General features: G+C 70.6%; 18 protein-coding genes, 1 pseudogene and 1 riboswitch. Of the genes and pseudogenes, 10 read left to right on the top strand and 9 right to left on the bottom strand.

From position 1 onward, the window contains the following. A pseudogene (locus tag MBSD_RS15300) lies at positions 1 to 343 on the top strand (hypothetical protein); the annotation flags it as partial. An 11-nt stretch (positions 344 to 354) separates the two neighbouring features. Continuing rightward, positions 355 to 1479, top strand: a complete 1125-nt coding sequence (locus MBSD_RS02080) for a PDZ domain-containing protein (protein ID WP_062534602.1) — start codon at positions 355 to 357, stop codon at positions 1477 to 1479. A gap of 2 nt (positions 1480 to 1481) precedes the next feature. Here the strand turns inward: MBSD_RS02080 and MBSD_RS02075 are convergent, their stop codons facing one another. The 3 genes from MBSD_RS02075 to MBSD_RS02065 all read right to left on the bottom strand — a co-directional run bounded on the left by MBSD_RS02075 (position 1482) and on the right by MBSD_RS02065 (position 3353). Then, on the bottom strand, positions 1482 to 2045 hold the full coding sequence (locus tag MBSD_RS02075; protein ID WP_062534600.1) for a ChuX/HutX family heme-like substrate-binding protein: 564 nt from the start codon (positions 2043 to 2045) through the stop codon (positions 1482 to 1484). 60 nt (positions 2046 to 2105) lie between these two features. After that, the gene (gene hemP, locus MBSD_RS02070; protein ID WP_062534599.1) at positions 2106 to 2309 is read right to left on the bottom strand and encodes a hemin uptake protein HemP; all 204 of its coding nucleotides are present in this window, start codon (positions 2307 to 2309) and stop codon (positions 2106 to 2108) included. A 72-nt stretch (positions 2310 to 2381) separates the two neighbouring features. Continuing rightward, positions 2382 to 3353: an aldo/keto reductase gene (locus MBSD_RS02065; protein WP_062534598.1), complete on the bottom strand. Its 972-nt coding sequence runs from the start codon at positions 3351 to 3353 to the stop codon at positions 2382 to 2384. 104 nt (positions 3354 to 3457) lie between these two features. Beyond that, a riboswitch (yybP-ykoY riboswitch) is annotated at positions 3458 to 3563 on the top strand. Positions 3564 to 3633: 70 nt separating this feature from the next. Between MBSD_RS02065 and MBSD_RS02060 the strand changes: the two genes are divergently transcribed. The 5 genes from MBSD_RS02060 (at position 3634) to MBSD_RS02040 (ending at position 9970) form a co-directional block, all read left to right on the top strand. Continuing rightward, positions 3634 to 4191, top strand: a complete 558-nt coding sequence (locus MBSD_RS02060) for a TMEM165/GDT1 family protein (protein ID WP_062534596.1) — start codon at positions 3634 to 3636, stop codon at positions 4189 to 4191. A 169-nt stretch (positions 4192 to 4360) separates the two neighbouring features. Further along, positions 4361 to 5635 (top strand): nucleoside permease, encoded by a 1275-nt coding sequence (locus MBSD_RS02055; RefSeq protein WP_062534594.1) that lies wholly within the window; start codon positions 4361 to 4363, stop codon positions 5633 to 5635. Between the two features lie 13 nt (positions 5636 to 5648). Further along, on the top strand, positions 5649 to 6629 hold the full coding sequence (locus MBSD_RS02050; RefSeq protein WP_062534592.1) for a ribokinase: 981 nt from the start codon (positions 5649 to 5651) through the stop codon (positions 6627 to 6629). A 90-nt stretch (positions 6630 to 6719) separates the two neighbouring features. After that, positions 6720 to 8828 (top strand): TonB-dependent receptor, encoded by a 2109-nt coding sequence (locus MBSD_RS02045; RefSeq protein WP_062534590.1) that lies wholly within the window; start codon positions 6720 to 6722, stop codon positions 8826 to 8828. Continuing rightward, entirely contained in the window at positions 8828 to 9970 is a 1143-nt protein-coding gene (locus tag MBSD_RS02040; protein ID WP_062534588.1) for a PepSY-associated TM helix domain-containing protein, read from the top strand. The genes MBSD_RS02045 and MBSD_RS02040 overlap by 1 nt, the downstream gene beginning before the upstream one ends. 93 nt (positions 9971 to 10063) lie before the next feature. Here the strand turns inward: MBSD_RS02040 and MBSD_RS02035 are convergent, their stop codons facing one another. Both MBSD_RS02035 and MBSD_RS02030 read right to left on the bottom strand, forming a co-directional pair. Further along, complete coding sequence (locus MBSD_RS02035; protein WP_062534586.1) at positions 10064 to 10816, bottom strand: slipin family protein; 753 nt, start codon at positions 10814 to 10816, stop codon at positions 10064 to 10066. Further along, positions 10816 to 12186 carry an NfeD family protein gene (locus MBSD_RS02030; protein ID WP_062534584.1) on the bottom strand — a complete coding sequence of 457 codons (1371 nt, stop codon included), beginning with the start codon at positions 12184 to 12186 and terminating at the stop codon, positions 10816 to 10818. Before MBSD_RS02030 ends, MBSD_RS02035 begins: the two co-directional genes overlap by 1 nt. A gap of 63 nt (positions 12187 to 12249) precedes the next feature. Here MBSD_RS02030 and dusB point away from each other — a divergent pair, with 63 nt between their 5' ends. The 3 genes from dusB to metK all read left to right on the top strand — a co-directional run bounded on the left by dusB (position 12250) and on the right by metK (position 15795). Then, positions 12250 to 13236 (top strand): tRNA dihydrouridine synthase DusB, encoded by a 987-nt coding sequence (dusB, locus tag MBSD_RS02025; protein ID WP_062534582.1) that lies wholly within the window; start codon positions 12250 to 12252, stop codon positions 13234 to 13236. After that, on the top strand, positions 13236 to 14477 hold the full coding sequence (locus MBSD_RS02020; RefSeq protein ID WP_082306422.1) for an acyltransferase family protein: 1242 nt from the start codon (positions 13236 to 13238) through the stop codon (positions 14475 to 14477). The genes dusB and MBSD_RS02020 overlap by 1 nt, the downstream gene beginning before the upstream one ends. A gap of 118 nt (positions 14478 to 14595) precedes the next feature. Next, positions 14596 to 15795: a methionine adenosyltransferase gene (gene metK, locus MBSD_RS02015; protein ID WP_062534577.1), complete on the top strand. Its 1200-nt coding sequence runs from the start codon at positions 14596 to 14598 to the stop codon at positions 15793 to 15795. Between the two features lie 60 nt (positions 15796 to 15855). Here metK and MBSD_RS02010 read toward each other — a convergent pair whose 3' ends face one another. The 4 genes from MBSD_RS02010 to MBSD_RS01995 all read right to left on the bottom strand — a co-directional run bounded on the left by MBSD_RS02010 (position 15856) and on the right by MBSD_RS01995 (position 21844). After that, positions 15856 to 16605: a GSU2403 family nucleotidyltransferase fold protein gene (locus tag MBSD_RS02010; protein ID WP_201797441.1), complete on the bottom strand. Its 750-nt coding sequence runs from the start codon at positions 16603 to 16605 to the stop codon at positions 15856 to 15858. 485 nt (positions 16606 to 17090) lie between these two features. Then, entirely contained in the window at positions 17091 to 17639 is a 549-nt protein-coding gene (locus MBSD_RS02005) for a DUF6933 domain-containing protein (RefSeq protein ID WP_062534575.1), read from the bottom strand. A gap of 16 nt (positions 17640 to 17655) precedes the next feature. Then, positions 17656 to 20325: a DEAD/DEAH box helicase gene (locus MBSD_RS02000; RefSeq protein WP_062534573.1), complete on the bottom strand. Its 2670-nt coding sequence runs from the start codon at positions 20323 to 20325 to the stop codon at positions 17656 to 17658. Between the two features lies 1 nt (position 20326). Beyond that, positions 20327 to 21844 (bottom strand): site-specific DNA-methyltransferase, encoded by a 1518-nt coding sequence (locus MBSD_RS01995; protein WP_062534571.1) that lies wholly within the window; start codon positions 21842 to 21844, stop codon positions 20327 to 20329. Between the last annotated feature and the right edge of the window lie 10 nt (positions 21845 to 21854).

Here is a 21854-nt window from a genome sequence, read left to right as displayed (position 1 = left end):
CGCGGCCGCGCCCGCCCCGGCGCATGCCGGCGCCGCCGGCGCGGCGAATCCCGCGCCCGCCGAGGAACTGGCCGCGCTGCGCGCGCGCTCGCAGCGGCTGGAGCGCTGGGTGCGCGCGCTGGGCGCGGGCGGCGCGCCGCTCGGCGGCCGCGCGCTCGCCGGCGTCACCGAGCTCGAGGACATGATCGGCCTGGTCGACGTGCAGCTCGCCGCCGGCGGCGACGCGCGCAGCCAGCTGCCGCTGTGGCGGCAGCGCGTCGGCCTGCTCGAACAGCTCGCCGCGCTGCGCCTGGATAGCTACGCCATGGCCGACGCCGGCACCCCCACCGTGTGGATCAACTAGAGAGGCCCGATATGCGCACGAAACTCCTTGCAGCCGCGCTGGCGCTGGCCTGCGGCAGCGCCTGGGCGGCGACCCCGCCGGCGCCCGCGAGCAGCGCCGCCGACACGGCCGCGGCGCGCCGCGAACTCGAACAGATGCGCGGCGAAATGCGCGCGCTGGCGGGGCGCATGGCCGAGCTGTCCGCGCGCCTCGGCGAAGCCGCGCCGGGCGCCGATGCGCTCGACTACGTCGCCGACCCCGACCGCGGCATGCTCGGCGTGGTGCTGACCCCCGACGCCAGGGGCGCGCGCGTCAGCGCCGTCACGCCGGGCGGCCCGGCGGAACGCGCCGGCGTCGCCATCGGCGACGTGATCGTCAGCGTCGACGGCAAGCCGCTGCGCACGGAGGGCGAGCGCGGCGCGCCGGCGCAGCGCCTGCTCGGCACGTTCAAGGCCGGCGAAACCGTCGCCCTGGGCATCGAGCGCAACGGCAAGCCGCTCACCCTCGGCGTCAAGGCGGAGCGCCGCGAAGCCTACAGCTGGCCGCTGCTGCTGGACGTGCAGCCGGCGCTGGACGCCGCGCAGGCGCAGCTCGACCACATCGACGCGCGGCGCATCGCCGAGCAGGCGCACGCCGCCGCCGAACGCGCCGGCCACGACATCGACGTCGCGCGCATCACCGAGCAGGCGCGACGTGCCGCCGAGCAGGCCGGCCGCAACGTGGCGATGCTGCGCGTGATGGCGCCGTGGTGGGGCCTGAACCTCGCCTCGCTGGACGCCGACCTCGGCAGCTATTTCGGCACCCGCGAGGGCGCCCTGGTGCTGTCGGCGCAGCCGGAGCAGTTCCCCGGCCTCAAGGCCGGCGACGTGATCGTGAGCGTGGCCGGCGCGCCGGTGCGACGTCCGGAGGATGCGATGCGCGCGCTGCGCGAACGCGACGACGATGCCAAGGCCGGCACGACCGTCGCCGTCGAGGTGCTGCGCCATGGCAAGCGCGAGACGCTGCGGCTCAAGCTCCCCGAGGCGCGCGGCTGGCTGCTGCCGCCTCCGCCCGCGCCGCCGGCACCGCCGGCGCCGCCCGCGCCGCCGACCCATCCGCAGATCCACCCCGCCGCGCCACCGGCGCCGCCGGCACCGCCCGTCGACGCGATCGACTGAGCTCACGCCGGCACGCCGCGGCGGTTGCCGGCGATCTCGGCGGCGACGGCGCGGCCCAGCGGCGAGACCCGCTCGGCCGTCTCGCAGCCGAGCGCGGTCAGCCGGCCGACGTGCAGGCAGCGGAAGCGCAGCAGCTCGGCGCGACGCGGCGCGATGCGCGCCGCGCGCGCGCAAGGCTCCTCCGTCGCGGCGCCGACGCCGCACGCGTCCAGCAAGGCGTCCCAGGCGAGCCAGTCGGTGTCGGGCAGCAGGTACAGGCAAGCCAGCGCGTCGCCGCCGGCATCCTCGAAGCGCAGCCATTCGCGTGGTCCGGAACGCGTCACCGCGCTGCGCGCCTCCACGCGCGCCGTCGCGCCCAGCCAGCACAGCCTGGGGTCGTCGAGCAGCAGCACGCCGCCGGCGCCGCGCACGACCCGCGTGGCGGATGCGTCGGCGCGGGCGCAGCAGAGTACGCAGCCCAGCGACGGCAGACGCGCCGCCAGATGCGCGAGGCCGTGGCGCAACGGACGCACGGCGCCCGGCAGCGGCGGCGAACAATGCGCATGGAAACGATAACGGGCCAGCATGCCGCCTCCGTGGAATACGGGCTGGCGCGCCCGCGCGGGGCGGCTGGCGTCCGGTTCGGATTACTTGGTGAGGATCAGCTTGTCGTTGCGCGTGAGGCGCAGGTGGTACTCGCCGCCGAGGTGCTCGATCACCAGCTCGCGCGCGCCCTGCAGCAGCTGCGCGCTCTCGATGCGGCGGGTGGCCGCGCGCGCCGGTCGGACGCTTGGCGAAGGCGCAAGCGGAGACGTGCTGGAGGGAGAAGACGGCGGGCTGTTCGGCGGCATGGCGGCACCTGCATCCGGCGGACGACGATCAAATGATAATGATTCGCATTTGATCGTCAAGCGCCCGCCGCATCAGGCGGCCGCCGCCTCGATGCGTGCCATGGTCGCCGCGTCCAGGCGCTTGGCCAACGGCAGCGCGCCGAGGTTTTCCTCGAGCTGCGCGCGCCGGCTGGCGCCGAGGATCACCGAGCTGACGTGCGCGTTGTTGAGGCACCAGGCGATCGCCAGTTGCGCGGACGTGACGCCCAGTTCACGCGCCAGTTCCGCCAGCCGCCGCGCCCGCGCCAGCCGCGCCTCGCCCTCCGCGCCCTGCAGGCGCTCGCGCAGCCATTCGAAGCCGGGCGTGGCCAGGCGCGAGCCCGCCGGCACGCCGTCGGCGTACTTGCCGCTCAGCACCCCCGAGGCGAGCGGCGACCAGGTGGTGGTGCCGAGCCCGATCTCGCGGTACAGCGGCGCGTACTCCACTTCGACACGCGCGCGGCGCAGCAAGTTGTATTCCGGCTGCTCCATCTGCGGCGGATGCAGATGCTCGGCGCGCGCGAAGGCATGCGCGCGCAGGATCAGTTCGGCTGGCCACTCCGAGGTGCCCCAGTACAGCACCTTGCCGTTGCGGATCAGGTCGTCCATCGCACGCACGGTTTCCTCGATCGGCGTTTCCGGATCGGGGCGATGGCAGAAATAGAGATCGAGATAGTCGACGCGCAGCCGCGCCAGCGCCTGGTGGCAGGCCTCGATCACGTGCTTGCGCGACAGCCCGCGCTGGGTGGGCCGCGGTTCGGCGGACGCACCGAAATAGACCTTGCTGGAGACGCAGTAGGCGTCGCGCGGCAGGCGCAGGTCGGTCAGCGCATCGCCCATCACGCGCTCGGCCTCGCCGGCAGCATAGGTCTCGGCGTTGTCGAAGAAGTTGACGCCGTGGTCCCAGGCGCAGGCGATCAGCTCGCGCGCCTCCTTGCGGCCGAGCTGGCGGCCGAAGGTGATCCACGCGCCGAACGACAGCGCGGACAGCTTGAGACCGGACGATCCCAGTCGGCGGTATTCCATCGATCTTCTCCTCGAACGCGGCGACCTCCAAGACTGCCACGCGTGCGCGCCGCGTGCAGCCGCGATTGCCCGCGGCAGGGACGGTCGCTAGACTGCGCGCGCTCCATCGGGGAGTAGCCTGCCGCGGCGAGACGCCGCGGTGTCCGCGTCAACACGCTTGGCCCACCGGCCATGGCGCGGACGGCGAGAAGCCCGGCGAGACCTTTGGCTGCACGCGCCGAACCCGGCTGGGGCGGCGCGCGCGCCATCGTCTCGACAGTCCCCAGCCATCGGAGCATGCGTGCAGGCCCTCCTCGTTTCCACCGCCGCCGTCGCGCTGGCGGAAATCGGCGACAAGACCCAATTGCTGTCGCTGATCCTCGCGACGAAATACCGCCGCCCCTGGCCGATCTGCCTCGGCATCCTCGGCGCCACCCTGGTCAACCACGCGCTGGCCGGCAGCGTCGGCGCGCTGGTCGCGGCTTGGCTGTCGCCGATGCTGTTGAAGTGGATCGTCGCCGGCAGCTTCCTCGCCGTCGCCGCGTGGACGCTGGTACCGGACCGCGCCGACGACGATCCGACGGCGAAGCGCGCCGGCCACGGCGTGCTGCTGGCGACGCTGATCGCGTTCTTCCTCGCCGAGATGGGCGACAAGACGCAGGTGGCGACCGTGATCCTCGCCGCCGAGTACCGCCCGCTGTGGCAGGTGGTCGCCGGCACCACGCTCGGCATGCTCGCCGCCAACGTGCCGGTGGTCTGGCTGGGCGTGCGCTTCGCCGCGCGGCTGCCGCTGCGCGCGGCGCGCATCGGCACGGCGCTGCTGTTCGCGACGCTGGCGCTGTGGATCGTGCTGCGCTGAGCCCGCTTGTCGCCCCGGCGGGCATGCCCTACGCTGCCCCGGCCGTGCGCGCTCCGGGGGATTCGGCGCACCTGCAGGGCGACCCGACACGCTGCCGCGCCGGTACCGCAGGCGTGGCCAGGTGCGCGTCGCTCCGGCACCCCGGCCCACCCGCTTCCGAAGGTGACCGATGAGCCTCAAGCTTCGCCTCGTGGTGATGAACTTCCTGCAGTTCTTCGTGTGGGGGGCGTGGCTGCTGACCATCGGCGCCTACTGGTTCCAGAACAGGCACTGGTCGGCCTCGTCGTTCGGCGCGATTTTCTCGACGATGGGCATCGCCGCGCTGTTCATGCCCGCGCTTGCCGGCATCGTCGCGGACAAGTGGCTCAACGCCGAGCGCCTGTACGGCATCCTGCACCTCGCCGGCGCCGTTATGCTGCTGGTGGTGCCGACGGTGGACAGCCCGTCCGTGCTGTTCTGGGTGATGCTGCTGAACATGGTCTTCTACATGCCGACGATCGCATTGGCGATCACGGTGTCGTACAACGCGCTGAAGAGCGCCGACCTGGATGTGGTGCGCGACTACCCGCCGATCCGCGTGTGGGGCACGATCGGCTTCATCGCCGCGCTGTGGACGGTCAGCCTGCTCGGCCTCGAGACCTCCGCCGGCCAGTTCCGCGTCGCCGCAGCCGCGGCGGCGGTGCTCGGCGTGTACGCGTTCACCCTGCCGCCGTGCCCGCCGAAGCTGGGCAAGGCCGCCGGCCGATCGCTGGTCGACGCGCTCGGACTGACCGCGTTCACCCTGTTCAGGCAACGCAACATCGCCGTGTTCCTGATCTTCGCCATGCTGCTCGGCGCGGCGCTGCAGCTGACCAACGCCTATGGCGACACCTTCCTGCACGACTTCGCACGCGTAGACATCTACAAGGACACGCTGGCGGTGCGCTACCCGGCGATCATCATGTCGATCTCGCAGGTGTCGGAAACGCTGTTCATCCTGACCATCCCGTTCTTCCTCGGCCGCTATGGCATCAAGGCGGTGATGGTGATGAGCATGCTCGCCTGGTTCCTGCGCTTCGGCCTGTTCGCCTACGGCAACCCGGGCGGCGGGCTGTGGATGATCGTGCTGTCCTGCATCGTCTACGGCATGGCGTTCGACTTCTTCAACATCTCCGGCTCGCTGTTCATGGAGCAGCAGAGCGACCCGAAGTTCCGCGCCAGCGCGCAGGGCCTGTTCATGGTGATGACCAACGGCGTCGGCGCCGTGCTCGGCAGCGCCGTCAGCGGCGTGCTGATCGAGCGCTGGTTCACGGCGCCGGACCAGAGCAAGGATTGGCATGGCATCTGGTTGACGTTCGCGCTGTACGCGCTGGCGATGGCGGCGTTCTTCGTGCCGCTGTTCAAGCATCGCCACGCGGCGGGCGGCACGCGCGACCTGCACGCCGCAGGCCGCATCGGCACCTGAGCGGACGCCGGCGATGTCCGCTCCCGCGCAGGTGGTCGTGGTCGGCAGCTACAACCACGACCACGTCTGGCAGGTCGACCGCTTCTGCCGCCCCGGCGAGACGCGCCGCGCGCACGGCTTCGTCGCCGGTCCCGGCGGCAAGGGCTTCAACCAGGCGGTGGCCTGCGTGCGCCAAGGCGTCGCCACCACCTTCGTCGGCGCGATCGGCGACGACCCGCTCGGCACCACGGCGCGCGCGCTGGCCGACGCCGAGGGCCTGCACGGCCGCTGGCAGATCCGCGACGACGCGCCGACCGGCGCCGCCGGCATCCTGGTCGACGCCGCCGGGCAGAACCAGATCGTCGTCGCGCTGGGCGCCAACGAGCGGCTCGATCCGGCTTTCGTGCGCGCGCAGCGCGGCGCCTTCGCCGACGCGCGCGTGCTGCTGGTGCAGCTCGAGAACAATCTCGACGCGGTCGACGCGGCGCTCGACCTCGCCGGTGTCGCGGGCGCGACCTGCGTGCTCAATCCGGCACCGGTGCACGCGGATCTGGCGGCGGACACGCTGCGCCGTTGCGACCTCGTCACGCCCAACGAGACCGAGTTGGCGCTGCTGCTGGCGCGCTTCGCCGGCACCGAGGTCGACGCGGACGCGCTCGCCACCCTGCCCGACGCCGAACTGCACGCGCTGGCGCGGCGGCTGCCCGTGCCCTGCGTGGTGATCACGCTCGGCCGCCACGGCTGCTTCGTCTCGCACGCCGAAGACGGCGACCGCCTGGGCGACGCGGTGGCGCGCTACCGCTTGCCGGCCGAAGCGGTGCGCGCAATCGATACCACCGCCGCGGGCGACGCCTTCAGCGGCGCGCTGGCCGCGGCGCTGGTGCGCCTTGCCGGGCGGCCGCTGATCGAGGCGGTGCGCCACGCCAACCGCGCCGCGGCGCTGTCGACCGAGCGCGTCGGCGCGGCGCGGGCGATGCCGCACTGGGAGGAGGTACGCGCGCGCTTTCCGGGCTGAGCGCCGCGCCGGCGTGCTCGGCCTGCATCCGTTGTAAATGCGAATTACTCGCATTAGCATGCGCGACCAGACTTCGAACCGGGGATCCGCATGCGTTGCTCCGTCCGCACCCTCGCCGGCGCCGTCGCGCTGGCGCTTGCCGCCGCCGCCCACGCCGAACCGGCCACCACCCTCGACGGCATCGAGGTCTCCGCCTCCACCCTGCGCATGCCGCAGAGCCAGGGCGCGCTGCCGATGACGATCACGGTGATCACCTCCGCGGATCTGGCCCGGCAACTCGCCATCACGCCCGACCTCTCGACCATCCTCGGCAATCTGGTGCCGGCGTTCTCGCCGTCGCGGCAGAAGCTGTCCGGTTTCGGCGAGACGCTGCGCGGGCGCAGTCCGCTGTACATGATCGACGGCGTGCCGCAGTCGAGCCCGCTGCGCGACGGCTCGCGCGACGGCTACACCATCGATCCGGCGATGATCGAGCGCATCGAGATCGTCGAGGGCGCCAACTCGCTGCAGGGCCTCGGCGCCGCCGGCGGCATCATCAACATCGTCACCCGGCAGGCGCCGAAGGCCGAAGGCGTGCAGCAGCAGATCACGCTGAACGCCAGCGCACCGACGCGCGGCGGCGACGGCACCGGCTACGGCGGCGCCTACACGCTGGGCGCGCGCAGCGGTGCGTTCGACATCGTCGCCGGCGTCTCGCAGCGCACGCGCGGCATGTACAGCGACGCCGACGGCCGCCTTATCGGCGTCGACGGCACGCAGGGCGACCTGATGGATTCGCGCAACTGGGATCTGTTCGCCAAGCTCGGCTACGCCTTCGGCGACGCGCGCCGCCTGCAACTCACCGTCAACCGCTTCCAGTTGCAAGGCGACGGCGACTTCGTCGTCGTAGCGGGCGACGCCGACGCCGGCGTCCCCACCACCTCGCGGCGCGGCACGCAGCAAGGCGAGGCGCCGCGCAACCGCGTGCTCACCGCCAGCCTCGACTACCGCGACGGCGCGCTCGCCGGCGGCGAGCTGCGCGCGCAGCTCTACCATCAGCAGAACCGCGAGCTGTTCGGCGGCGGCACGTTCGCCACCTTCCAGGATCCGGCGCTCGGCCCCAGCGTGTTCGACCAGTCGCAGAACGTGTCGGACAAGGACGGTGCGCGCCTGTCGTGGACGCGCCGCGGCCTGCTCGACGGCAAGCTCGGCGTGCTCGGCGGCGTCGACGGCTACCGCGACGCCACCTACCAGGAACTCGCGCTGACCGGCCGCAAGTGGGTGCCGGACACCACCTTCACCGGCTGGGCGCCGTTCCTGCAGACCGAGCTGTGGCCGCTGCCGCGGTTGTCGCTGTCCGCCGGCCTGCGCCGGGAGCACGGCGCGCTGGACGTGCCGACCTACCGCACGCTGGCGTTCTACCACGGCGTCACCGTCGAAGGCGGCACGCGCGAGTTCACCCGAACGCTGCCGAATCTCGGCGCGGTCTGGTACGCCGGCGACCACCTCAACGTGTTCGCCAGCTACGCGCAGGGCTACACGCTGCCCGACGTCGGCCGCGTGCTGCGCGCGATCGACCAGCCCGGCCTCAGCGTCGAGAGCTTCCTCGACCTGCAGCCGGTGGTCTCCGACAACCGCGAGTTCGGCGCCGAGTACGACGACGACGTCTGGAACGCGCGCGTCAGCACCTGGACCTCGCGCTCCGCGCTGGGCGCGCTGCTGGTCTACGACGCCGCCAACGACGTCTACAACGTCGCGCGCCAGCGCACCTCGCTGCGCGGCTGGGAAGCGCGCGGCGGCGTCAAGCCGTGGAGCGGCGGGCAGTTCACGCTGGCGTATGCGCACACGCGCGGGCGCACCGACAGCAACGGCGACGGCAAGGTCGATTCCGACCTCGACGCCGCCAACGTCGCTCCGGACCGCCTCAACCTGGGCTGGACGCAGGCGTGGCGCGAGGACTTCGCCAGCTATCTGCAGCTCTCGCACTACTTCGGCCGCGGCTTCGACTTCCTCGGCAAGCCCGACGCGCGCTTCCGCGGCTACACCACCGCCGACGCCTACGCGCGGCTGCGCGGCGCGATCGGCGACTGGACGCTCGGCGTCGAGAACCTGGCGAACCGCAAGTACATCACCTACTTCGCGCAGACGCTGGGCGACGACCTCTCCTACTTCGCCGGCCGCGGCCGCGTGGTCTCGCTGACCTGGCAACTGGGCTTCTGATGGCCGCTGCGCCGCTGCGCGCGCAGGCAGCGCCGGCCGCACGGCCGGTCCGCGCGCGCGCGTGGCTGAAACGCCTGCACCTGTGGTTCGGGCTGAGCGCGGGACTGGCGTTCGCGCTGGTCGCGCTGTCCGGCACGGCGCTGGCGTTCCAGCGCGAACTGCTGCTGTGGCAGCACCCGGAACTGCGCAGGCCGCTGCCCGATCGCGCGCAGCTCGCCGCCGTGCTGGACACGCTGGGCGGTGCCGCGCGTCCGGCGGGATTGACCGCGCTCGACCTGCCGACGCCCGCGCTGCCGGTCTGGCAGCTCTACTTCGCCGACGGCGCGCGCCGCTACCTCGACCCGCAGACCGGCGCGCTGCTGCTGACGCGCACGCCGTCGAACGATGCGCTGCTGTGGCTGCGCGAACTGCATACGCACCTGCTCGCCGGCGCGCGCGGCGAGCAGGTGCTGGGTGGAGTCGGGCTGCTCGCGCTGTTCCTGCTGCTGTCGGGGCTGTGGCTGTGGTGGCCGCGGCGCGGCGCGCTGCTCTCCAGCCTGCGCCCGCACGCGCAGCCGCCGACGCGACGCTGGCTGAGCTGGCACCGCAGCCTTGGTGCACTGGCGCTGCCGCTGCTGCTCACCGTCACCGCCACCGGCACGGCGATGGTCTACCACGCGCCGACGCGCGCCGCGCTGCGCGCTGCGTTCGCCGATGCGCCGGAGCCCGCACCACCGCCGCTGCTGGTGCCGCAGGCGCGTCCCTTCGACTGGAACGCAACGCTGGCCGCCGCGGAAGCGGCGCTGCCCGGCGCCGCACTGCGCCGTCTCGTCCTGCCGGGCGCGCGCGATGCGAAAGTGGCGATCCGCGCGCAGGCGGCGGGCGAACGGCATCCGGTCGGCCGCAGCGTGATCTGGCTGGACCCGTACCGCGGCCGCGTGCTCGGCGTGCGCGACGCGACGCGCCAGGGTGCCGGCGCGCGCATGAGCGACAACATCTATCCGCTGCACATGGGCGCAGCCGGCGGCGGCGCCTGGCGCGCGCTGGTCGCGCTCGCCGGCCTGTTGCCGTCGCTGCTGCTGGTCAGCGGCTTCCTGTTCTGGCGCGCACGCAAGCGTGCCGCGCGGGGCGGAATCGCCGCGCAGCGGCGCTGCCGCCGCTGAGGCGATCTGCGCACCGAATCCGGCGACGCACTCCGGCGGAAGCCGCTGCGCGGATTCCGCCCTGCCGGCTGGCACGCGCCGGCGGCGCGGTGGCTAGTCGGCCTTGGGCTTGCGCAGCAGCGGCTCGATCAGGTCCATCGGCAGCGGGAAGACGATCGTCGAGGCGCGGTCGCCGGCCACCTCGACCAGGGTCTGCAGGTAGCGCAATTGCAGCGTCTGCGGCTGCTGCTGCATCACCCGCGCCGCCTGCATCAGCTTCTCCGACGCCTGCAGTTCGCCTTCGGCGTTGATCACCTTGGCGCGGCGCTGGCGCTCGGCTTCGGCCTGCTTGGCGATCGCGCGGATCATGCCCTCGTCGAGGTCGACCTGCTTGATCTCGACGTTGGCGACCTTGATGCCCCAGGCATCGGTGTGCTGGTCGAGGATGCGCTGGATGTCGCGGTTGAGCTTGTCGCGCTCGGCCAGCATCTCGTCCAGCTCGTGCTGGCCGAGCACCGAGCGCAGCGTGGTCTGCGCGATCTGGCTGGTGGCCTCGTGCGCGTTCTCGACCTGGATCACCGCCTTTTCAGGGTCGATGATGCGGAAGTAGATCACCGCATTGACCTTGACCGAGACGTTGTCGCGCGAGATCACGTCCTGCGGCGGCACGTCGTGCACCACCGTGCGCAGCGAGACGCGCACCATCTGCTGCGCCACCGGCACGATCACGACGATGCCCGGGCCCTTGACGCCGTGGAAACGGCCGAAGGTGAACACCACCGCGCGTTCGTATTCGCGCAGCACCTTCAGCGAGCCGAGCACGAGCGCGAGCAGGATGACGACGACGACAGCAAACGTGGAGAACATCACGCACCTCCTTCCGGGGTTCGTTCGAGCGGCGTGACGCGCAGCGTCAGGCCCTCGATGCCGAGCACGCGCACCGCCTGGCCGGCCTGCAGCGGTGCGTCGGTCAGCGCCTGCCAACGTTCGCCGTGCACGTGCACCAGACCGCGTTCGGCGAACGCCTCCACCGCTTCGCCGACGCTGCCGACCATCTGCTCGCGGCCGCTGACCACCGGACGGCGACGCGTGCGCAGCGCCAGCCAGCCGATCCCGGCGACGACCAGCGCCGCGGCCAGGCTGACGCCGACCAGCAGATGCAGCGGAATGCCGTAACCGGGTACGCCCGTGTCCATCAGCACCACCGATCCGATCACGAAGGCGACCACGCCGCCGATGCCGAGCGAACCATACGCCGGCACGAAGGTCTCGGCGACGATCAGCAGCACGCCCAGCGCGATCAGCCCCAGTCCGGCGAAATTGACCGGCAGCAGCTGCAGCGCGTACAGCGCCAGCAACAGGGCGATCGCGCCGACCACGCCCGGCAGCACCGCGCCGGGGTTGTAGCCTTCCAGCAGCAGGCCGTAGATGCCGACCAGCAGCAGGATGTAGGCGACGGAAGGATTGGCGATCACGTCGAGGAAGCGCGTGCGCCAGTCCGGCGCGCGCTCGACCGGCGTGACGCCGCGCGTATGCAGCACGCGCTCGCCCGCCGCGGTCTGCACGCGGCGGCCGTCGACGCGGTCCAGCAGCGCGGCCAGGTCGGCGGCGACGAAGTCGATCACGTGCAACCGCAACGCTTCTTCAGCCGGCAGGCTGGCGGCGCCGCGCACCGCCTGCTCGGCCCAGTCGGCGTTGCGCCCACGCTGCAGGGCGAGCGCGCGGATGTAGGCCACCGCGTCGTTCAGCACCTTGCGCGACTCGGCGTCCGCGGGGGTGGCGGCCTCCGCGCCCGCGCTGGACGGTTTTGCGGGTTTGCCGGCGTCCTCGCCGGGCCGTGGGCCGCCGCCGAACAGCGACACCGGCGTCGCCGCGCCGAGGTTGGTAGCCGGCGCCATCGCGGCGACGTGGCAGGCGTAGAGGATGTAGGTGCCGGCGCTGGCGGCGCGCGAACCGGACGGTGCGACGTAGCCGATCACCGGCACCGGCGAGGCGAGGATCGCCTTGATGATCCGCCGCATGGCGGCGTCGAGCCCGCCCGGCGTGTCGAGTTCCAGCACCACCGCCGCCGCGTTGGTTTCCGCGGCTTCGTCCAGGCCGCGGCGCACGTAGTCGGCGCTGGCCGGGCTGATCGGGCCGTCGACGCGCAGCAGCAGCACGCCGCCGGCCCTCGCCGCCGCGGAAGTCCACGGCAGCGTCCCGAGCAGCGCCGCCAGCGCGAGCAGGATGCGGCCCATGCCGGCATCACAGCAGAACCCTTCCTGCCCGGCAAGCGAACATGGCGCCGCTACAATGGCCGGATGCGCATCGGCCCGTACACGCTCGACCCGCCGCTGGCGCTGGCCCCGATGGCCGGCGTCACCGACAAGCCGTTCCGCCTGCTGTGCAAGCGGCTGGGCGCCGGCTGGGCCGTGTCCGAGATGACCACCGCCGACCCGCGCCTGTGGCGCACGGCGAAGTCGCTGCGGCGCATGGACCACGTCGACGAACCGGCGCCGGTCAGCGTGCAGATCGCCGGCTACGACCCGGCGATGCTGGCCGAGGCGGCGCGCTACAACGTCGACCACGGCGCGCAGATCGTCGACATCAACATGGGCTGCCCGGCGAAGAAGGTGTGCAACGTCTGGGCCGGCTCGGCGCTGCTGCAGGACGAGCCGCTGGTGGCGCGCATCCTCGCCGCGGTGGTGAAGGCGGTGGACGTGCCGGTGACGCTGAAGATCCGCACCGGCTGGGACCGCGAGCACCGCAACGCGCTCGCCATCGCGCACATCGCCGAGGACGCCGGCATCGCCGCGCTGGCGGTGCACGGGCGCACGCGCGCCGACCGCTACGAGGGCGAGGCCGAGTACGACACCATCGCCGCGGTGAAGGCGGCGGTGCGCATTCCGGTCTGCGCCAACGGCGACGTCGACACGCCGCAGAAGGCGCGGCAGGTGCTCGCGCACACGCGCGCCGACGCGCTGCTGATCGGCCGCGCCGCGCAGGGCCGGCCGTGGATCTTCCGCGAGATCGCCCACTACCTCGCCACCGGCGAACTGCTGCCCGAGCCCGGTCCCGCCGAGGTGCGCGACATCCTGCTCGGCCACCTGGAACACCTGTACGCGTTCTACGGCGAGCACCAGGGCGTGCGCATCGCGCGCAAGCACCTCGGCTGGTACGCCAAGGACCGCGCCGAGAACGCCGCCTTCCGCGCGGTGGTCAACCGCGCCGAGAGCGCGGCCGAGCAGTTGCGCCTGACCCGCGATTATTTCGACGCGCTGGAAGCGGGCTGTGCGCGCGCGGCCTGATGCGCGCTCGGGTCGCCTGCACGCAGGCTGCTGCCAAGGAAACGACGCTGTGCGGCGCGCGCGGCGACGCCCCGCTGCCCGCCGCAACGCCGCCGGCGTATGCTGCGCGGATGGGGGCTCCTGCCGACGCCGACACGCGCGCGCCCGCCACCCGCGCGCCGCCCGCCTTCGCGCTGCGCTACACGCCGGCGCTGGACGGCGTGCGCGCGCTGGCGATCGTGCTGGTCGCGCTCTACAACGCGGAAACGCCCGGCTTCTGGGGCGGCTTCGTCGGCGTGCGCCTGTTCTTCGTGCTGAGCGGGTTCCTGATCACCTCGCTGCTGCTGGAACGCCTGCTCGCCGAGGACACCATCCGCTTCGGCGCGTTCTACGTGCGCCGCTTCGAGCGCCTGTTCCCGCCGCTGCTGCTGACCCTGTCGGGGTTCCTCGCGCTGAACGTCGCGCTGGGCGGCCTCGCGCAGCTCGAACCCAGCGTGTACGAGGTGATCTTCTCCGCCTCCTACATCAGCAACTGGACTCTCATCGCCTTCGACAGCCCCAGCGCGCTCGGCCACACCTGGTCGCTGGCGGTGGAGGAGCAGTTCTACTTCCTGTGGCCGCTGCTGCTGTGGGGAGCCTGGCGGCTCGGCCGTTGGCGCGGGCTGGCGGCGCTGGCCGTCGTCGGCATCCTCGCCTCGGCGGCGTGGCGGCCGCTCGCGGTGGCGATGCACCGCGCGCAGCCGCAGCCGCAGCACTACCTCTACTACGCGACGGAAACCTGCGCCTTCGGCTTCCTGATCGGCGCCGGGCTGGCGATCGCCGCGGCCAGCCGGCGCGGCGCCGCGCTGCTGCAGGGCGAGGCGGCGCGGCGCGCGGCGCCGTGGGCGGCGGCGCTGGGCCTGTTCGCCCTGCTGCTGGCGGCGCACAAGCTGTCCAGCCAGGCCCCCTGGACCTACGGCGTCGGCCTGACCCTCGCCGAGCTGGCCGGCACGTTGCTGATCGCCGGCCTGCTGGCGCCGGGTGCGCATCCGCTCGAGCGTCTGTTCGCATGGCCACCGGCGGTGTGGCTGGGGCGGCTGTCCTACAGCCTGTACCTGGTGCACTGGCCGATCGTGCGCGCGTTGCTGGGCACCGACCTGCCGGCCTGGCAGCGCATCCCGCTGTCCGCCGCGCTCAGCCTGGCCGCGGCCTGGCTGCTGTATGCGCTGGTCGAGCGGCGCCTGCTGGCGCGCTCGCCGCGACGCGGGGTGTCGCGTTCCTGAACCGCAGGCCCGCCAGCCTGCGTCGCCTGCCCCGGTCTGCTGCAGCGCCGGCGCGTTCCCGGTATCATGCGCCCTTCGTTTTTCATCCATCTATCCGGATCGAAGGATATAACCGCCGATGAGCAGCTACCTCTTCACCTCCGAATCGGTCTCCGAAGGCCATCCGGACAAGGTCGCCGACCAGATTTCCGACGCCGTGCTGGACGCCATCCTCACGCAGGACAAGCGCGCGCGTGTGGCCTGCGAGACGCTGGTGAAGACCGGCGTGGCGATCGTCGCCGGCGAAGTCACCACCAGCGCCTGGGTGGACCTGGAGGCGCTGACCCGCAAGGTGATCCTCGACATCGGCTACAACAGCTCCACCGTCGGCTTCGACGGCGAGACCTGCGGCGTGCTGAACCTGATCGGCAAGCAGTCGCCCGACATCAACCAGGGCGTCGATCGCAAGAAACCCGAGGAGCAGGGCGCCGGCGACCAGGGCCTGATGTTCGGCTACGCCACCAGCGAGACCAAGGACTTCATGCCGGCGGCGATCTACTACTCGCACAGGCTGGTCGAACGCCAGGCCAAGGTGCGCAAGAAGAAGAACTCGCCGCTGCCGTGGCTGCGCCCGGACGCGAAGAGCCAGGTCACGCTGCGCTACGAGAACGGCAAGGCGGTCGCCATCGACGCCGTGGTGCTGTCGACGCAGCACGACCCCTCGGTCAAGCACAAGGACCTGATCGAAGGCGTGATGGAGGAGATCGTCAAGCCGGTGCTGCCGGCGAAGTGGCTGCACAAGGGCACCAAGTACCACATCAACCCGACCGGCAAGTTCGTGATCGGCGGTCCGGTGGGCGACTGCGGCCTGACCGGCCGCAAGATCATCGTCGACACCTACGGCGGCTGGGCCCGCCACGGCGGCGGCGCGTTCTCCGGCAAGGATCCGTCCAAGGTCGACCGCTCGGCGGCCTACGCGGCGCGCTACGTGGCGAAGAACATCGTCGCCGCCGGCATCGCCGACCGCTGCGAGGTGCAGGTGAGCTACGCCATCGGCGTGGCCGAGCCGACCTCGATCTCGGTCACCACCTTCGGCACCGGCAAGCTGAGCGACGACAAGATCGAGAAGCTGATCCGCCGCCACTTCGACCTGCGTCCGTACGGCATCATCAAGATGCTCGACCTGATCCACCCGATGTACCAGGCCACCGCCGCCTACGGCCATTTCGGCCGTCAGCCGTACGAGGTCGAACTGCCCAACGGCGAGCGCTTCACCGCGTTCTCCTGGGAGAAGACCGATCGCGCCGAGGCGCTGCGCAAGGATGCCGGCCTGAAGTAATCGGCCAACACCGACTCGCAACGACGACGGGCCGCCTCGCGCGGCCCGTCGTGTTTTGGTTCACCGCTCTCCAGGAAGTAGCAGCAACCGCGGCGGCTTGAGCTCCGGCGCCGTGCGAGCCAGCGCTGCGCGCCCACTCTTGAGTCGAGCAGTCCAGCCGGGACCGCGGTTGCTGATGTCGGCCCATGCGGCCTCGATCTGCGCCGGCGCCTGTTCCTGCAGAAGCTCCAGCAACGCAGCCGCCTGCTGTACGTCCTTGCTCGACTTGGCGCTGCGCGAGGCCGGGCGCTCACCCGCCACCACCAGCTTGTGCAGCGCGTAACGCGCCGGATCCGGGACGTTCACCACCGCCGCGCCGCCGGCCGTAAACGCGACCGCCTGCTGCGCCTCCTGCAGCAAGTACTCCATGAACTCGAGCGGCTGCAGTTTGATTCCAAGCTGCGGATGCAGGAACGGCTTGCTGCCGCCGCGATGCAGGGGCGTCAGGAAGTCAATCTGGAATTCCGGATCGCGTGGATCCAGGTAAGTGCCGCCGGTCCCGCCATCGGCGTGTTCGATCGGAAGCAATCCCATCTGCAGCGACTCCAATGCGGCGTGGACGTCGATCGCGATGTCCGCCGGCAGTGCGATCGTGAGCGCCTCGCCCGCGTGTGCGAAATCCACGTCTTGCGTGCGTTGCGCATCTCTCCACCGCACTCCGAGCATGTTGCCGAACGTCAGGAATGCGTGCGTACCGATCAGCATGCCGCCCGCACGAAAGAAGCCGTAGTCCGCCAAGCGTTGTACTACCTTGAAATGCCGCTGCAGCATCGGCGCATTGCCCAACGCCACTGCCGACCGCGCTAGCGCCTGCAACGCGGGTTTCGCCCCCCCTCCCCGCGCGTGCCTCCACCAGCGCCCGCACCCGTTCGCTTTCCGGGCCGACATAGATCTGGCGCTTGCGGCCTGACACGTCCAGATACTGGTAGTACCAGTAAGTGCGTCCCTTCACCTGTTTGCGGGCAAACGTGCCGGGCAGATCGGCTACCGAGCGCGCCAGTTCTGCCCCATGCGCGGCGTCCAGCAACTGTGCGTAGGCCGCCTGGGCGGAGGCGGACAATGGGAAAGATCGCTGCATGACCGATGTCGCTGGTTGTGCGGGTCCGCAGCCGACGTTGAAAGCCGAGTTATACGCAATCAAGTATGTATTGCGTATAACTAGGGCCGTAGCGGTGGCGCGAAAGGCAACCGTCCGCCATCGACGCTCCAGCGGAGTCGAATACGAGCCGCACCGCCGGCTCCATCTTTCGCGTGCCTCAGTGCAGCGATACTACAGGCGGCGGCGTACTCATCGGCAACCGGCGCCGGTCGAGCGGCGGCAACCCGAATGCTTCGCGTGCGCGATCCGCCGGAAAAACGATGTCTTTCGGGCTGAGCACGATGGTTTCCGCCAGCCTGCGCGTCAATCCCGCCGCCGAATTCGCCTTGCGGTAGCGCAAATCGCAATCCACCTCGACGGCGTACTGGTTCAGCGTGCCCAGTACCGACCGTGAAGAACTCGCCGCGATCTCCATCGGCCACATCGCCTCGACTTCCTCCGCGGCCGCATCCGGGTGGATGCCGATCTCGATCAGCGCTTGGAACAGCGCATGACCGAAGCGCTCGGGTATCGCGGCATAGGGCGCGGCGTCGAGCACGACGCCGAGGCGGGTCGGCTCGTTCACGGCGATCACCAACTGGATGCGCGACACGCGGATCAGGTTGGCCGTCCATTCACCCAGTCGATTGCCTGCCGGCCGCGGCCGCGGTTCGGGCCTGGCCTTCATCGCCTTCAACAGCTTCGCGGTGCAGCGGAATGCAGTCATGCCTGTCCTTGGGGCCTCATGCGCCCATGGCCTCCAACAACTGCGCCTTTACCGACTTCCCCGCCGTGGCCGCGTCGGTCACCATGGCGAACACGCAACGCCCATTGCTGGCCGCCGCCCACACCTTGCCGATATCGCGCTTCTCGCGTGAGTCGTCGTTGCTCTCGAGATGCTCGCCCTTGTACTCGATGGCGAACAGACGGCCATCGGTCAGTTCCGCGACGAAATCCGGATAGAAGCGATCGGTCGAGGTCGGCAGCCAGAACGAGGCCTGCGGCTGCCTGTCCAGATTGCGCACCCAAACCTTCACCTGTTCCAGCCGGTCGAGTTCCACCGCACAGGCGGTCTCCTCGGCGTCGATGTCGGACTTCAACTCGCCGGGCACCGGATAGTAGTGCTTGCGGAACTCGTAGCGGCCATGCTCGTACCACCAGCGCGCAGGATAGTTGCCGGGATCGAAGCGGAACACGAAATGGGCGTCCAGACGAGCCTGGCCCGATCCCGGCAACAACGACTGCTGGAACGCCGCGCGCCGCTGCCCTTTCAGCAGATCCGCGACGCGGCGCGCCGCCGCATCGGCCAGGTCGTTGAAATGGCGCGCCAGATAGGCCAGCTCGAAACCGCGCGCAGCGAGACCATCCAGCATGCGCCCCAACCAGGCGATCATGTCCGGCTGCAGGACCGCTGCGCTGCGCAGACGGCGGTCCAGCGCGCGCATCAGGTCCTCGCGGCGGATGCCTTCGCTGGCCGAGTCGATGTCGAGCGCATACTGCGCCTCGTCCTCGCGGATGCGCAGATGTCCGCGCTCCACGTCGATCAGGTACGGATGCCGCGATTCGGCACGCCGGAAATCGGGCAGATCGGCGGGCAGTTCGGCCAGCGAGAAATCGGCGAACTCCGCCAGCAGTTCCGGTTCGTACAGCACCAGATCGCCCTGCAGCGGCACGATCAACTGCGGGATCGGCGCGAACGCCTCGCCGCGTTCGCTGGGCGCGGCGGCGACCAGCGCGCGCACCCGGTGGCGCTCCAGCTCACGTTCGAGCTGTTCGCGTTCGCGCTTCGGCACCGCAGCGACGGCCTGTGCGATGACCTCTGGCGCGATCGGTCCGCTGAGCGTCACCTGGGCGACGGCACCGACCTCCTCCACCCTCGCGTGCGTGGGCAGAACGGCCGCCACCGCGCGCGCAGCCTCGGGCGCCAGCTCGAACACCGATTCGACCACGCGCGGCGTCGCCGGTCGCGGCGCGAACAGGTCGGCGTCCAGCGAAGGCCGCACGAACTGCGCGACTTCCATTTCCTCGAAGCCCATCGCCACCAGCCGGTCGGCCAGCCGGTTGGCGACCTGCGCGGTCCCTGCGCCGACCACGTGCGCGTAGGCGCGGTTCAATTTTTCGGACTGCCGGCGCTGCGCATACGGCATGCGCAGCACTCGGCCCAGCAACTGTTCCATGTCCCTGGCCGAGCGGATGTTCTGCACGGTGCAGAACACGTAGGCGAAGGAGCAGTCCCAACCTTCCTTCAGGGCCTCCACCGTGATGACGAAATCGACGGGGCAATTGCGGTCGAACAGGTCCACACCATCCAGTTCGCGCTGGCTGCCGGTGGCGAGAGCGATGCGCCGCTCCTCGATGTGCAGCGATTCCATCAGGTGGGCCTTGAGCACTTCGACGCCAACCTCGCTGCCGCGCTGGTCGGCCTGGAACAGCACGATCGGGCGCAGGTAATCCCGCTCGGCCTGCGCCTCTTCGGCGAGTTTTTGGCGCGTCAGTACCGCATCGCGCACGGCCTCCCGCCAGTTCGGGTGCGGCGCCAGCACGATCGGCAGTTTGATCATGTGCTCGGACTTAAGCTCCTGCGCCGAGACGTGGTACAGCAGGTTCTGGTCGCGCGCCGGTGTGGCCGTCCACTCGATCACGCAGGCCGGACGGATGCGCTTGAGCACCTCCACCGACAGCGCCGACTGCGCGTTGTGCGCCTCGTCCATGATCACGATGGGGCGGTGCCAGGCCAGCAGGTTGGCGAAGCTGCGCTTGACCTTGCCGAGATCGGCGCGCGAGAGATACGGCTGCGCCTCCAGATCGCGTTCGTTCACGCGCTCGAAGAAATCCGCATCCGGCGCCGTGGCGAAGTGCGGCTCGAACGCCTCCTTGTAGGCATAGACCTCGCGGCCGGTGGTGTTCTCCACGCGCAGCGTCTGCAGCGTGCCGACCACGACGATGGCGCGGCTGCCGAAGTCCTGTGCGCGCAGCTGCTCGCAGTCGGCAATGTCGAGCACGGTCAGGCGATCGGCCGGCCAGTAGCCCAGCAGCGCCTCGCGGTACGGATGGCCGGGCGTCTTCAGCGCCTGCAGGGTCTGCGTGCGGATGGCGTTGCTCGGCACCAGCCACAGCGCCAGCGGCGCGGCGCTGCCGACGTAGCCGCGCGCCGCGCGCTCGATGGCGTGCGCCGCCATCAGCGTCTTGCCGCCGCCGGTGGGTACGCGCAGGCAGGCGATGGGAATCTCCGGTGCCTCGTCGCTGAACGGCCGGTAGGGCAGCACCGGCGCGTGCTCGCCCAGCGCCGCGCGGCGCGCGGCGTCGAATGCGGCCTGCATGTCCTCGCGCGTGCGCTGGCCGCGCGCGGCGGCGAGGAAGGCGTCCAGCGCGCCGAGCGCGTCGTCCTGGTACTTCTTCAGCTCCAACGCCATGTCAGCGCACCCGGATGTCGTAGGGAATCTGCTTGAACGCGATGCCGCAGCGCTTCAGCGTGGCCGGAGCGAGCCGGCAGGCCTCGCCGTAGACGATCCACGGCCCGGCGTGATCGGGCCGCAGCGCACGCAGGCCGTCCCACACCGCGCGCGTCAGCACGTTGCCGCCCTGCGGCCGGCGGTCGCCGAGGATGCCGTTGTAGAGCAGCGCGATCGCGGTATCGCCATGCACGCCGAGCAGCGGCGAGTCGAACATGCCGCTGGCGTGCGGCTCGCGCGTCTCGGCGAACCACAGGTACGCCGCCAGCGGCGCGAAACGCACGGCCGGGTTGATGCGGCCGTCGGCATCGAACACCGGCTCGCCGAGGCGCGCGAAGCGGAAGCCGCCGCCGCCCTGCCAGCCGACCGCCTGCGAGATGCCGCCCTGCTCCCCTTCGACCACCTTGGTCAGGCGCGGCAGGCAGTGCGTGCGCGCATGCTCGCCCATCTCGATGCCGATCCAGCGCCGGCCCATCTTGTGCGCAACGGCGGCGGTGGTGCCGGAGCCGAGGAAGCTGTCGAGGACGAGGTCGCCGGGATTGGTGGCGATGTGAATGATTCTGTGCAAAAGCCGCTCTGGTTTTGGCGAGGTAAATGGATCATTAGGATTCAAGCGGCGAACTTCGTCGCGTGCCTCATGATTACTGCCTACATCATCGTGCAACCAAACGGTACTCGGAACGGTCCCCGAGCGAGTCAACTCTGACAGAAACGTCTTCCGTGCAGGTGTGGCGCGGCCATCCCTGCCAAACCAGATGGCGTTGTCGTCTTCAAGTTTCGCCATAGTGGCATCAGAATATCGGCGAAAAGTTCCAACCGGCGGCTCCCACACGACACCATTGCGAAACCGATAAGACTCTCGGCTAGTGCCACTTCGTGCATGCAAAGGTGTTGCCTTCCAAGGCCCCTTGGGGTGGTTGTCCGGATTACGGAACCTCGCATTCATCCTCTCAGTTCTAGGCAGAAGGTTGAACGACGCATGCTCCTTAGCCTTCGCAAAAATTAATACGTGATCGTGTGTATCAGAGATGAGCGTTGCGTCATTTGAAATCGTGTATTTTTTCTGCCAGACCACGTTGCCGATGAAGTTTCTTCGCCCGAACACCTCGTCCATCAACACCTTGAGGTAGTGCGCCTCGTTGTCGTCGATGGTCACCCAGATCGAGCCGTCCTCGGCCAGCAGGTCGCGCAGCAGCACCAGGCGCGGATACATCATCGACAGCCACTGGCTGTGTTCGAGGTTGTCGTCGTAATGCTCGAACGCGCTTTTCGTGTTGTACGGCGGGTCGATGAAGACACACTTCACGCGGCCGGCGTACAGCGGCAGCAGGCTCTTCAGCGCATCGAGGTTGTCGCCCTGCACCAGCAGGTTCTCCGCCGCCGGGTCGCCGATCTGCGCCACCGGCTCCAGCAGCCGGTACGGCACGCGCGCGGCGGCCTTGCGCGCCTTGGCGTCGCCCAGCCAGTTCAGTTCAGGCATGCGGGGTGTT

The sequence above is a fragment of the Mizugakiibacter sediminis genome (genome assembly GCF_000953855.2).
In the GTDB taxonomy this organism is placed as follows: Bacteria; Pseudomonadota; Gammaproteobacteria; order Xanthomonadales; family Rhodanobacteraceae; genus Mizugakiibacter; species Mizugakiibacter sediminis.
The sequence above is the reverse complement of the archived record's forward strand: the minus strand, read 5'-3'. Positions and strand labels throughout refer to the sequence as shown.